This is a genomic window from Pseudomonas sp. SDO5215_S409 (assembly GCF_054071325.1).
Genome location: NZ_JBSVWN010000034.1, coordinates 33100 through 46839, shown reverse-complemented (window position 1 = coordinate 46839; position 13740 = coordinate 33100). Strand labels below are relative to the sequence as shown.

Annotated in this window: 8 protein-coding genes; 5 read left to right on the top strand and 3 right to left on the bottom strand. The window is 62.8% G+C overall.

Annotation, left to right across the window (positions count from 1 at the left end):
• Nucleotides 1-56: 56 nt before the first annotated feature.
• The 3 genes from ACW9H9_RS17830 to ACW9H9_RS17820 all read right to left on the bottom strand — a co-directional run bounded on the left by ACW9H9_RS17830 (nt 57) and on the right by ACW9H9_RS17820 (nt 3812).
• On the bottom strand, nt 57-1367 hold the full coding sequence (locus ACW9H9_RS17830; RefSeq protein WP_457344479.1) for an ABC transporter substrate-binding protein: 1311 nt from the start codon (nt 1365-1367) through the stop codon (nt 57-59).
• Nucleotides 1368-1541: 174 nt separating this feature from the next.
• Entirely contained in the window at nt 1542-2447 is a 906-nt protein-coding gene (locus ACW9H9_RS17825; protein WP_457344480.1) for a helix-turn-helix domain-containing protein, read from the bottom strand.
• Between the two features lie 75 nt (nt 2448-2522).
• A complete protein-coding gene (locus ACW9H9_RS17820; RefSeq protein ID WP_457344481.1) occupies nt 2523-3812 on the bottom strand; it encodes a glycosyltransferase in 1290 nt (429 codons plus the stop codon).
• Between the two features lie 135 nt (nt 3813-3947).
• Here ACW9H9_RS17820 and tpx point away from each other — a divergent pair, with 135 nt between their 5' ends.
• From tpx to ACW9H9_RS17795, 5 genes are all read left to right on the top strand, one after another.
• Nucleotides 3948-4448, top strand: coding sequence for a thiol peroxidase (gene tpx / locus ACW9H9_RS17815; RefSeq protein WP_457344482.1), 501 nt, complete (start codon nt 3948-3950; stop codon nt 4446-4448).
• A gap of 232 nt (nt 4449-4680) precedes the next feature.
• A complete protein-coding gene (locus ACW9H9_RS17810; protein WP_457344483.1) occupies nt 4681-5988 on the top strand; it encodes an MdtA/MuxA family multidrug efflux RND transporter periplasmic adaptor subunit in 1308 nt (435 codons plus the stop codon).
• A complete protein-coding gene (locus tag ACW9H9_RS17805; protein WP_457344484.1) occupies nt 5985-9086 on the top strand; it encodes an MdtB/MuxB family multidrug efflux RND transporter permease subunit in 3102 nt (1033 codons plus the stop codon). The genes ACW9H9_RS17810 and ACW9H9_RS17805 overlap by 4 nt, the downstream gene beginning before the upstream one ends.
• On the top strand, nt 9083-12190 hold the full coding sequence (locus ACW9H9_RS17800) for an efflux RND transporter permease subunit (RefSeq protein ID WP_457344485.1): 3108 nt from the start codon (nt 9083-9085) through the stop codon (nt 12188-12190). Before ACW9H9_RS17805 ends, ACW9H9_RS17800 begins: the two co-directional genes overlap by 4 nt.
• Entirely contained in the window at nt 12187-13659 is a 1473-nt protein-coding gene (locus ACW9H9_RS17795) for an efflux transporter outer membrane subunit (protein ID WP_457344486.1), read from the top strand. The genes ACW9H9_RS17800 and ACW9H9_RS17795 overlap by 4 nt, the downstream gene beginning before the upstream one ends.
• Nucleotides 13660-13740: the final 81 nt, after the last annotated feature.

Below are 13740 nucleotides of genomic sequence, written 5' to 3'. Positions count from 1 at the left end.
TGTCACACCACCCGCGCGGGCACGCTCACTCCGGTGTCTAGTGGGGCAAGCCCGGGTTACTTGGGATAACCGGCGCGCTTCATTTCGCGTTCAGTGGTGGTCTGTGCCTGCTTGAGGGCATCGTCAACCGAGGTCTGGCCGGTCAATGCGCCCGAGAAGAACTTGCCCACCTGGGTGCCAATCGCCTGGAACTCGGGGATGGTCACCAACTGAATGCCGACATAGGGCACCGGCTTGGCCGACGGGTTCTTGGGGTCGGCCACTTTCAGCGACTCTAGCGTCACCTTGGCAAACGGCGCGGCGCTCATGTACGCCTCGCTGTAGGTCGATGTGCGCGTGCCCGGTGGGACGTTGGCGATACCGTCGGTCTTGGCCACCAGTTGGCTGTATTCCTTGGACGTGGCCCAGGTGGTGAACACCTTGGCGGCGTCCTTGGCCTTGGAGCTGGTCGGGATCGCCAGCGACCACGAGTACAGCCACGAGGTGCCTTTGTCAGTGCTCTGGTGCGGCGCGAACGTGAAGCCGACGCTGTCCGCCACCTTGCTCTGGGACTTGTCGGTGACAAACGAGCCGGCGACGCTGGCGTCGACCCAGATCGCGCACTTGCCGCTGTTGAACAGCGCCAGGTTTTCGTTGAAGCCATTGCTGGACGCACCCGGCGGGCCGGATTTTTTCAGGTTGTCGACGTAGAAGTTCAGCGCGCCTTTCCACTCGGGGCCGGTGAATTCAGGCTGCCATTTTTCATCGAACCAGCGCGCCCCGTAGCCGTTGGCCAGGGTGGTAATCAGCGCCATGTTCTCGCCCCAACCGGCTTTGCCGCGCAGGCACAGGCCGTACTGTTCCTTGTCCTTGTTAGTGAGCTTTTCGGCGAACTCGCCGATCTGTGTCCAGGTGGGGTGTTCCGGCATGGTCAGGCCGGCGTCCTTGAACAGGTCGGTGCGGTAATAGGTGATGGAGCTTTCGGCGTAGAACGGCAGGGCGTACAACGAGCCCTTGACGGAAAGGCCGTCACGTACCGAAGGGAAAACGTCTTCCAGGTCGTAGGACGCTGGCAGATCTTTCATCGGTTCCAGCCAACCCTTGGCGCCCCAGAGTGCAGCTTCGTACATGCCGATGGTCAACACGTCGAACTGGCCGCCCTGGGTGGCGATGTCGGTGGTGAGGCGTTGACGCAGGACGTTTTCTTCAAGCACCACCCAGTTCAACTTGATCTGCGGGTGCTCGGTCTCGAAGGTTTTCGAGAGCTTTTGCATGCGGATCATGTCGCTGTTGTTGACGGTGGCAATGGTCAGTGTTTGCGCGCCAAGACTGACGGCGCTGAGGGTCATGCAGGTACAGGCAAGCAGAGCTTTTGCTGTGAACTTCATCGCGCACTCCATTTCTGCGCCCAAGGGCTGCAGAAGGACAGTTATTGTTGTTGTGTCTCCCACGACAGCCGGGAGAGTGTGCGTTGATTACAGCCTTCAAATGGACTTGTGACAAATCCTTGGGAGCACTTTTGCTGATACTTTTTTGCACTCGCTCGAAACAAGCTGAAATGATTAAGCAAGGTTCTGTTCGGTCAACCGCTGCACGGCCAGGCGTCGGTAGTGGGAAGGGGTCATGCCCTTGAGCTGCTGGAACCTGCGGTTGAAGTTGGAAATATTGTTGAAACCGGACTCAAAGCACACATCGGTCACGGCCTTGTCACCGTCGGCCAGCAGTTCGCAGGACTTGCTGATGCGCAGCCGGTTGACGAATTCGATGAAGGTGCGCCCGGTCGCCTGCTTGAACACCCGGGAGAAGTACGTGGGCTTCATCCCCAGGTATTCCGCGACCTCCTCCAGCGACAGCTCCCGTGCGTAGTGGGCAAAAATGTAGTCCACCGCCCGGTTGGTGCGGTCGATATTGTGCTCATCGGCCAATTGCGGGGTGTTGGCGTCCGAGAGCAGTTGGTAGTCCTCGCAGGCACTCAAGGCCTCGAGCAGGATAAAAAAGTGCCCCAGGCGCGCCATGCCTTTGGTGTCCTCGATGCGCTGCATCAGGGTGATGGCCTGGGCGATGGTGCGTTTGCAGCGAAACTCGATGCCGTATTGCGCCCGTTCCAGCAGCGGTGTGAGGCTTTTGAGTTCGGTGAAGATGTGGCTGCCGTTTTCCAGCAACTCGTCGGTGAAGTTGACCAGCATGTCGCGCTTGGGCACCACCTCGTCCTCGGCCACCTGGCTGATCCAGTTGTGGGGCAGGTTGGGGCCGGTGAGAAACAGGCTTTCGGGGTAGAAATTGCCGATGTAGTCACCGACGAACACCTTGCCGGAGCTGGCAATGATCAGGTGCAGCTCGTATTCCTTGTGGAAATGCCAGCGCACCAGGGGGCAGGGGAAACCATGCTGGCGATAGATGATGGACAGGCCGTTGTGATCGTCCATCAACTCGTAGGACGGATCGGTGATTCTCGCTGCTCGGGTCATGCTGCAGTCGCTTTATTGTGGGGGGGCGCGTTGTCGATAATGCCCCCTTGCGCGCGACCTCGCCAGCGCCGGTGTTTAGCGCGGGCGGTTTTTAGCCTCGATCCACTGGGCCATGTACTGGGTACTTTTGTGCAGGTGATGGCGCAACATGCTGCCGGTAAAGTTGGCGCGCCGGTGTTCGGCAAGTGCCGCGCGGCATTGCGCCAGGCGGGCCACCAGAGCGGGGCCGTGAACAGCATATGCGTAACGCCGGGCCAGCAGTTGCCGGCCCTGTTCCTGGGCCTGGGTCCAGCGTTCGCGGTCCTGGTACAGCGCCACGGCGGCCGCCGCCAGGGCCGTGGCGCTGTGTTCGATAGCGCCCGGCCACGGCTGATCGTCCCCCATGCCTTCGGCGCCGATGGGCGTGGTGATATTGGGGGTGCCGCACAGCATGGCGTCGGCCAGTTTGCCCTTGATCCCGGCGCCAAAACGCAGGGGCGCCAGGCACAGGCGCGCCTGGCTCATCACCTGCAGGGCGTCCTCGGCCCAGTTCATCACATGAAACCCCTGCGCCGGGTTGTGCAGCGCGGTGGCCTTGGGCGGTGTGTAGGCGCCATACACGTGCAGTTGAACCCCGGGCAGTTGTTGGCGAATCAGCGGCCAGACGCTGTTTTTCATCCAGAGCACCGCGTCCCAGTTCGGTGCGTGGCGAAAGTTACCGATGCTGAGCAAGTGCGCGCGCTCTTCAAACGGCGCAAAGGCGGCGGTGGGCGGTGCCACCATCAGCGGGCACCAGTGGAGCAGGGCGGCGGGCACCTTGAAGTGGTCGGTGAGCAGGCGGATTTCCACGTCCGAGATCACCAGGCTGATGTCGCAGCGGTAAATCGCCGCGATCTCGCGCTTGGCCAGGTCGGTGTCGGCCATCAGGTGGAACTCTGTGCTTGGGTCTTCAAAAAAAATTTCTTTAAAGTCATCAGCTTGAGGATGATTTTTGAGGTGATCTCTAAGGCGTTGCTGGCGCGCATCCCGCAAGCTTTGCAGGTCGGATGTTTCCAGTACGCGCAAGGCGTCGGGGCAGTGTTGCTCCACGCGCCAGCCGAACTGTTCTTCCATCATGAAGCGGTCGAACAGCACGATATCGGGGGCCAGTTGGCGGACAAAATCGTCAAAACTGCTGTTATTCAGCTCGATGGCCTGCTCGGCGATGCCCAGCGCGGGCAAGTCTGCCTTGTGTTCCCCAGCGGCGGCCGGGCTGCTGAAGGTGACGCGCCACCCTTGGTCGAGAAAGCTTTGCAGGATCTGCATCATGTGCCCGCCCGCAGCAGAGGAGCGCGGCTCCGGCCAGACATAACCGATGACCAGGACGTGAGTGGCAGGCGCATTCATCAACAACGGGTTCCTTGCAGGGCGGGAAAAGCGCGCAATTAAACCATAATCGGGCGTAGGTGCCGCCCGGCGGTTTGTGGTTAACTTCGGCCTCTCGAATTTGTTTCATTCAACCCAAGCATAAGGATTACGTTCATGGCTCAAGTTACCCATCGCGGCAACCCGATCCAGGTTAAAGGCCAATTGCCGCAAGCGGGCGCCAAGGCTCCGGCCTTCACCCTGGTGGCTGGCGATTTGTCCGACGCGACCCTGTCCACCTTCGCGGGCAAGCGCAAAGTGCTGAACATCTTCCCAAGCGTCGATACCCCGACCTGCGCCACGTCGGTACGCAAGTTCAACGCCCAGGCAAATGATCTGAACAACGCCGTGGTGTTGTGCATTTCCGCCGACCTGCCGTTCGCCCAAGCGCGCTTCTGCGGCGCCGAAGGCCTGGAAAACGTGAAAAACCTGTCCACCTTCCGTTTTGCCGAGTTCCTGGAGAACTACGGTGTGGCCATCGCCGAAGGCCCGCTCAAGGGCCTGACCGCCCGCGCCGTGGTGGTGCTGGATGAAAACGACACCGTGCTGCACAGCGAACTGGTCAGTGAAATCGGCCAAGAGCCGAACTACGAGGCAGCCCTGGCTGTTTTGAAGTAACTGTTTCGGAGCATTACTGTAGCGTTGCAGTAATACACCTGATGCAAGATTGCGGCCTGGCCTAGTCCAGGCCGTTTTTATTTAGGCGTCAGCGGTTTAGCGCTGACACTCAATGTCATGTCGCCAGACGTTAAAAGTTGTAAGGCGAAGGTAAATAGCCGGTAAATGCGCTTTTCTTAAATGGCCCCAGTGCTTATCTTTCAGCGTCCTCAAAAAGAAGCTATCGCGCCCAATGGTTGATCACTCCATGCAATCCACCCCCCGTCGTTCCCGTCGCTGGCTGCTCGCCCTGCTCGTGCTGTTGGTTATTGCCGCCCTGTGCTGGAAGTTCTGGCCCGGCAACCATAAAGAAGGGGCCGCCCAGAAACCGGCCGGGCATGCTGGCAAGTCGGGGATGATGCGCCCGGGCTTTGGTGGCTCCACCGGCCCTGTACCGGTGCGCGTGGCGCCTGCGGTGCTCGGTGAGTTCCCGGTGTACTACAAGGCACTGGGCACGGTGACGGCGTTAAACACCATTAATGTGCGCAGCCGGGTGGCAGGTGAACTGGTCAGGATTGCCTTCGAGGAAGGGCAGACCGTCAAGGCGGGCGATCTGCTCGCCGAAATCGACCCGCGCAGTTACCAGAACGCCTTGCTCCAGGCCCAGGGCACCTTGCTGCAAAACCAGGCGCAGCTGAAAAACGCCCAGGTCGATGTGCAGCGTTACCGCGACCTGTACGCCCAGGACAGCATCGCCAAGCAGACCCTGGACACCGCCGAAGCGCTGGTCTTGCAGTACCAGGGCACGGTCAAGACCAACCAGGGCGCTGTGGATGACGCCAAGCTCAACCTGGAATTCACCAAGATTCGTGCGCCCATCAGTGGGCGTGTCGGCCTGCGCCAGCTGGACGTGGGCAACCTGGTGGCGGCCAACGACACCACCGCGCTGGCGGTGATCACCCAGACCCAACCGATCAGCGTGGCCTTTACCCTGCCGGAAAGCACCCTGGACACGGTGCTGACCCGCTACCACGCGGGCAACACGCTGCCGGTCGAGGCCTGGGACCGCGGTGACGTGAAGCAACAAGCCAGCGGCGTGTTGCAGAGCCTGGACAACCAGATCGACGTGACCACCGGCACCCTCAAATTCAAGGCACGCTTCGATAACAAGGACCAGGCGCTGTTCCCCAACCAGTTCGTCAACGTGCACCTGTTGGCCGACACCCTGCACAACGTGGTGCTGGTGCCTTCGGCGGCGATCCAGTTCGGTAACAACGGCACGTTCGTCTACGCCCTGGACGGCGACAAGAAGGTCAAGATGCGCCCGCTGGTGGTGGGCGACAGCGACGGCGACAATACCGTGGTCACCCAGGGCCTGGTCGCTGGCGACCGCGTGGTGCTGGAGGGCACCGACCGCCTCAAGGACGGCACCGACGTCGAGGTGGTCAACGACAGCAGCGAAGTGCTCACCACGCCGACCGAACACCTGCAAGGCCAACCGGCCGCCAAGACCCCGCAAGGGCCGGCGCAAGCTGGCAAGGCGCAAAAGGGCGGCGCATGAACCTCTCGCGGCTGTTCATCCTGCGCCCGGTCGCCACCACGCTGACCATGTTGGCCATCGTGTTGGCCGGGGCCATTGCCTACCGCTTGTTGCCGGTGTCGGCCTTGCCCCAGGTGGATTACCCGACCATCCGGGTCATGACCCTGTACCCCGGCGCCAGCCCGGACGTAATGACCAGCGCGGTGACGGCTCCGCTGGAGCGCCAGTTCGGGCAAATGCCCGGCCTTACCCAGATGGCCTCCACCAGCTCCGGCGGGGCGTCGGTGCTCACCCTGCGGTTTAACCTCTACATCAACATGGACGTCGCCGAGCAGCAGGTGCAGGCCGCGATCAACGCGGCCACCAACCTGTTGCCCAAGGATTTGCCGGCACCGCCGGTGTACAACAAGGTCAACCCGGCGGACACCCCGGTGTTGACCCTGGCCATCACCTCCAAAACCATGTTGCTGCCCAAGCTCAATGACCTGGTCGACACGCGCATGGCGCAAAAGATCGCGCAGATCAGCGGCGTGGGCATGGTCAGCATCGCCGGTGGACAGCGCCAGGCCGTGCGCATCAAGGTCAACCCCGAGGCCCTGGCGGCCAATGGCTTGAACCTGTCGGATGTGCGCACGCTGATCGCCGCGTCCAACGTCAACCAGCCCAAGGGCAATTTCGACGGCCCCACGCGCGTGTCAATGCTCGATGCCAACGACCAGTTGGTGTCACCCAAGGAATACGCCGAGCTGATCCTGGCCTACAACAACGGCGCGCCCTTGCGGCTCAAGGACGTGGCGCAGATCGTCGACGGGGCCGAAAACGAACGCCTGGCGGCCTGGGCCAATGAAAACCAGGCGGTGCTGCTCAATATCCAGCGCCAGCCCGGGGCCAACGTGATCGAGGTGGTGGACCGCATCAAGGCGCTGCTGCCCAGCATCACCGACAACCTGCCAGCGGGCCTGGACGTGGTGGTGCTCACCGACCGCACCCAGACCATCCGCGCGTCGGTGCGGGACGTGCAACACGAGCTGCTGATCGCCATTGCCTTGGTGGTGATGGTCACGTTCCTGTTCCTGCGCCGCTTCAGCGCCACGATTATTCCGTCCGTTGCCGTGCCGCTGTCGCTGATCGGCACCTTTGGCGTGATGTACCTGTCGGGTTTTTCCATCAACAACCTGACACTGATGGCCCTGACCATCGCCACCGGTTTTGTGGTGGACGATGCCATCGTGATGCTGGAGAACATTTCCCGTTATATCGAAGAAGGCGAAACACCCCTGGCGGCAGCGCTCAAGGGCGCCAAGCAGATCGGCTTCACCCTGGTGTCGCTGACCCTGTCGCTGATCGCGGTGCTGATCCCGCTGCTGTTCATGGCCGACGTGGTCGGGCGGTTGTTCCGCGAATTCGCCATCACCCTGGCCGTGGCCATCCTGATTTCGCTGGTGGTGTCCCTCACCCTTACGCCGATGATGTGCGCACGGCTGCTCAAGCGCGAACCCAAGGAAGCCGAGCAGGGCCGTTTCTATAAGGCCAGCGGCGCCTGGATCGACTGGCTGGTTGAAGCCTACGGGCGCAAATTGCAGTGGGTGCTCAAGCACCAGCCGCTGACCCTGCTGGTGGCCGTCGCCACGCTGGCGCTGACCGTGGTGCTGTACCTGGTGGTGCCCAAGGGGTTTTTCCCGGTGCAGGACACCGGCGTGATCCAGGGCATTTCCGAAGCGCCGCAGTCGATTTCGTTTGCCGCCATGAGCCAGCGCCAGCAGGAACTGGCCACGATCATTCTGCAAGACCCGGCGGTGGAGAGCCTGTCGTCCTATATCGGTGTGGACGGCGATAACGCCACTCTCAACAGTGGCCGCCTGCTGATCAACCTCAAGCCGCATAACCAGCGCAGCCAGAGCGCCGCGCAGATCATCACGCGTTTGCAGCCCCAGCTGGACAAGCTGGTGGGCATCCGCCTGTTCATGCAGCCGGTGCAGGACCTCACCATTGAAGACCGCGTCAGCCGCACCCAGTACCAGTTCAGCATGTCGTCGCCCGACGCCGAATTGCTCGCTTTGTGGAGCGACAAACTGGTGCAGGCCTTGCGGCAATTGCCCGAACTGACCGACGTGGCCAGCGACCTGCAGGACAAGGGCCTGCAAGTGTTCCTGGTGATCGACCGCGACGCGGCCTCGCGCCTTGGCGTGTCGGTGTCGACCATCACCGATGCGCTGTATGACGCCTTCGGCCAGCGCCAGATTTCGACCATCTACACCCAGGCCAGCCAGTACCGCGTGGTGTTGCAGGCCCAGTCCGCCGAAACCCTGGGGCCTGACGCGCTGAACCAGATCCACGTGAAAACCACCAGCGGCGGTCAGGTCCGGTTGTCGAGCCTGGCCCACGTGGAGCAGCGCCAGGCGCAGCTGGCGATCGCCCACATCGGCCAGTTCCCGGCGGTGATGATGTCGTTCAACCTGGCTCCCGGGGTGGCGCTGGGCAAGGGCGTTGAGCTGATCAACCAGACCCAGAAGGACATCGGCATGCCGATTGGCGTGCAGACCGAGTTCCAGGGCGCGGCCCAGGCGTTCGAGGCCTCGCTTTCGAGCACCTTGCTGTTGATTCTGGCGGCGGTGGTGACCATGTACATCGTGCTGGGCGTGCTGTACGAGAGCTACATTCACCCGATCACCATCCTGTCCACCTTGCCATCGGCGGCGGTGGGGGCGTTGCTGGCGTTGCTGCTCAGCGGCAATGACCTGGGCATGATCGCGATCATCGGCATCATCTTGCTGATCGGCATCGTGAAGAAAAACGCAATCATGATGATCGACTTCGCCCTCGACGCCGAGCGCAACCAGGGCCTGGACCCGCAAACCGCGATCTACCAGGCAGCGCTGCTGCGCTTCCGGCCGATTCTGATGACCACCCTGGCGGCGCTGTTTGGCGCGGTGCCATTGATGTTCGCCACCGGCTCCGGCGCCGAGTTGCGCCAGCCGTTGGGCCTGGTGATGGTGGGTGGCTTGCTGGTGAGCCAGGTGTTGACGTTGTTCACCACGCCGGTCATCTACCTGTATTTCGACCGACTGGGTCGCCGCTGGCGCAAGACTCCCGAGCGCCTGGAGCCGGTGGAATCATGAACCTGTCCGGACCGTTCATTCGCCGGCCGGTAGCTACGATGCTGCTCAGCCTGGCCATCCTGCTGCTGGGCGGCGTGAGCTTCAACTTGTTGCCGGTGTCGCCGCTGCCGCAGATCGACTTCCCGGTGATCGTGGTGTCGGCCAACCTGCCGGGCGCGAGCCCCGAGGTGATGGCGTCCACCGTGGCCACGCCGCTGGAGCGCTCCTTTGGCGCGATTTCCGGCGTGACCACCATGAGCAGTTCGTCCAGCCAGGGTTCGACCCGGGTGATTTTGGCGTTCGATTCCAACAAAGACATCAACGGCGCCGCCCGCGAAGTGCAGGCGGCCATCAATGCCTCGCGCAATTTGCTGCCCAGCGGCATGCGCAGCATGCCCACGTACAAGAAGATCAACCCGTCCCAGGCCCCGGTCATGGTGCTCACGTTGACCTCGGACGTGCTGGCCAAGGGGCAGTTGTACGATTTGGCCTCGACCATCTTGTCCCAGAGCCTGTCCCAGGTGCCGGGCGTGGGCGAGGTGCAGATCGGCGGCAGTTCCCTGCCAGCGGTGCGCATCGAACTGGAGCCCAAGGCCCTGGACCAGTACGGCGTGGCCCTGGACGATGTGCGTAACACCATCGCCAATGCCAACGTGCGCCGGCCCAAGGGGTCGCTGGAAGACAGCCAGCGCAACTGGCAGATCCAGGCCAACGACCAGTTGGAAAGCGCCAAGGACTACGAGCCGCTGCTGATTCGCTACCAGAACGGCGCGGCCCTGCGCCTGGGCGACGTGGCCAAGATCAGCGACGGCGTGGAAGACCGCTACAACAGTGGCTTTTTCAACAACGACTCGGCGGTGTTGCTGGTGATCAACCGCCAGTCCGGCGCCAACATCATCGAGACGGTCAAGCAGATCAAGGCACAGCTGCCGGCCTTGCAGTCGCTGCTGCCGTCCAGCGTCAAGCTGAGCCTGGCCATGGACCGTTCGCCGGTGATCACCGCCACCTTGCACGAGGCCGAGATGACCCTGCTGATCGCCGTGGCGCTGGTGATCCTGGTGGTGTACCTGTTTCTGGGCAACTTTCGCGCCTCGCTTATCCCGACCCTGGCGGTGCCGGTGTCGCTGTTGGGCACGTTTGCGGTGATGTACCTGTTCGGGTTCTCCCTGAACAACCTGTCGCTGATGGCGTTGATCCTGGCCACCGGCCTGGTGGTGGACGATGCCATCGTGGTGCTGGAGAACATCTCGCGGCATATTGATGAAGGCGTGCCGCCGATGAAAGCTGCGTACCTGGGCGCCAAGGAGGTGGGGTTTACCTTGCTGTCGATGAACGTCTCGCTGGTGGCGGTGTTCCTGTCCATCCTGTTCATGGGCGGGATTGTCACCAGCCTGTTTCGCGAGTTTTCCATCACCCTGGCGGCGTCGATCATTGTGTCGTTGGTCGTCTCCCTCACCCTCACCCCGATGCTCTGCGCGCGCTGGCTCAAGCCGCATGTCAAAGGCCAGGAAACCGGCTTGCAACGCTGGAGCCAGAAGGCCCATGACCGCATGGTGGGCGTGTATGCCAGCAGCCTGGACTGGGTGCTGCGGCACAAGCGCCTGACCTTGCTCAGCCTGTTCGTGACCATTGGCGTGAACGTCGCGCTGTACGTGGTGGTGCCCAAGACGTTCATGCCCCAGCAAGACACCGGGCAATTGATCGGCTTTGTGCGCGGCGACGACGGGCTGTCGTTTGGCGTGATGCAACCGAAGATGGAAACCTTCCGCCAAGCCATCCTCAAAGACCCTGCGGTGCTCAGCGTGGCCGGTTTTATTGGCGGCAACAACGGCACTAACAACGCGGTGATGCTGGTGCGGCTCAAGCCCATCAGCGAGCGCAAGCTGTCTGCCCAGGGCGTGATCGAGCGGTTGCGCAAGGACGTGCCGCTGGTGCCGGGCGGGCGCTTGTTCCTGATGGCCGACCAGGACCTGCAATTTGGCGGCAGCCGTGACCAGACCAGCGCCCAGTACTCCTACATCCTGCAAAGCGGCGACCTGGCGGCCCTGCGCCTGTGGTACCCGAAAGTCGTCGCCGCGTTTCGCGCGCTGCCGGAACTGACCGCCATCGACGCCCGCGAAGGCCGAGGTGCGGCGCAGGTCACGCTGGTGGTGGACCGTGATCAGGCCAAGCGCCTGGGCATCGACATGAGCATGGTCACCGCGGTGCTCAACAACGCCTACAGCCAGCGCCAGATCTCGACGATTTACGACAGCCTCAACCAGTATCAGGTGGTGATGGAGGTCAACCCGAAATACGCCCAGGACCCGATCACCTTGAACCAGGTACAGGTGATCACGTCCACGGGCGCGCGGGTGCCGTTGTCGACCATTGCCCATTATGAAAACAGCCTGGCCAACGACCGGGTCAGCCACGAGGGCCAGTTCGCCTCGGAAAGCATTGCCTTTGACATGGCACCCGGCGTGACGGTGGAGCAGGGCACGGCCGCTATCGAGCGGGCGCTTGCCAAAGTCGGGTTGCCCGAAGACGTGATCGCCAAGATGGCCGGCACGGCGGATGCGTTTGCGGCCACCCAAAAAGGCCAGCCGTTCATGATTCTGGGCGCGTTGGTGGCGGTGTACCTGGTGCTGGGCATTTTGTACGAAAGCTACATTCACCCGCTGACCATCCTGTCGACCCTGCCGTCGGCGGGCGTGGGCGCGCTGTTGTCGATCTACTTGCTGGGGGGCGAGTTCAGCCTGATCTCGTTGCTGGGGCTGTTCTTGCTGATCGGTGTGGTGAAGAAAAACGCGATCCTGATGATCGACCTGGCGCTGCAACTGGAGCGCCAGGACGGCATGACCCCGCTGGAGTCGATTCGCAGTGCCTGCCTGTTGCGGCTCAGGCCGATCCTGATGACCACCCTGGCGGCCATTCTCGGCGCCGTGCCGTTGCTGCTCAGCAGCGCCGAAGGCGCGGAAATGCGCCAGCCGCTGGGCCTGACGATTATTGGCGGGCTGGTGGTCAGCCAGATCCTGACCCTTTACACCACGCCTGTGGTTTACCTTTACCTGGACCGCCTGCGCCATCGTTTCAACGATTGGCGTGGGGTGCGTACCGATGCTGCCTTGGACACTGCGCTATGACCGACTCAACGTTCCCGACTGTCCAGCGATTGGCCCTGGCCCGGGGTTCCAGGCTTGTGAGCCTGGCCTTGTGCGCAGCGCTGCTCAGTGCCTGCGCCGTTGGCCCGGATTACCAGCGCCCGCCCGTGAGCGAGCCTGCCCAGTACAAGGAAGCCCAGGGCTGGCGCCAGGCGACGCCCAGTGACGCCCTGGCGCGCGGCGCGTGGTGGGAGCTGTACGGCGACAAGCAGCTCAACGAACTGGTCGCGACACTCAACAACGCCAACCAGTCGGTGGCCCAGGCCGAAGCCCGTTACCGCCAGGCCCAGGCCTTGGTGCGCAATGCCCGTGGTGCGTTCTTTCCCACCGTCGACTTCAGCGCCGGGAAAACCCGCGCCAGCCAAGGCACCGGCAGCAGTAACGCCAGCCTGAGCAGTTCCAGCAGCGGTATCCGCGACACCCTCAACACCCAATTGGGCGTGAGCTGGGAGCCGGATATCTGGGGCAAGCTGCGCCGGGGGCTTGAGGCCAACGACGCCAGCGCCCAAGCCAGCGCCGCTGACCTGGCAGCCATGCGCCTGAGCCAGCAGTCGGAACTGGTGCAGAACTACCTGCAATTGCGCGTGATGGACGAGCAGACCCGCCTGCTGCAAGCCACCATCGCGGCCTACCAGCGCTCCCTGCAAGTGACCGAAAACCAATACCGCGCCGGGGTGTCGGACAAAGCGGCCATCGCCCAGGCCCAAACCCAGCTTAAAAGCACCGAAGCGAGCATGGTCGACCTGATCTGGCAGCGCGCGCAGCTGGAAAACGCGATCGCCGTGCTCATCGGCCTGCCGCCCGCCAACTTCTCGCTGGCGGTGACCCAGGACATCCCGGCCCTGCCACAGATCCCGGTGGGCTTGCCCTCGCAGCTGCTGGAACGCCGTCCCGACGTGGCCTCGGCAGAACGGGCAGTAATCGCCGCCAATGCCAATATCGGCGTGGCCAAGGCCGCCTACTACCCGGACCTGACCCTGAGCCTGGCGGGCGGCTATTCCAGCAGCACCTACGCCCAATGGATCAGCTTGCCCAACCGCTTCTGGTCGGTAGGCCCCAAACTGGCCATGACCCTGTTCGACGGCGGCCAGCGCTCGGCGGAAGTCGACCGCAGCATCGCCTCCTATGACGAAACCGTGGCCAAGTACCGCCAGACCGTGCTCGACGGGTTCCGCGAAGTGGAAAACTACATGGTCCAGCTCAAGGTGCTGGAGGACGAAGCGGTGGTCAGCAATGCCGCCCTGGAGGCTGCCCGCGAGTCCCGGCGCCTCACCGAGAACCAGTACAAGGCCGGGTTGATTGCCTACCTGGACGTCGTCACCACTCAGGCCACGGCCTTGAGCAACGAGCGCACCGTGCTGACCCTGATGCAAACCCGGCTGGTGGCCAGTGTTCAGCTGATCGCCGCGCTGGGCGGTGGCTGGGACGGCCAGACCCAAGCGTTGCAGTGAGCGGGCTTGCCCCGCGCCGGGCGGCGCGGCAGGCCCTCTAAGCACCGGCTGCGCGTCAGGCAGATGACGCCAAATTGCCGC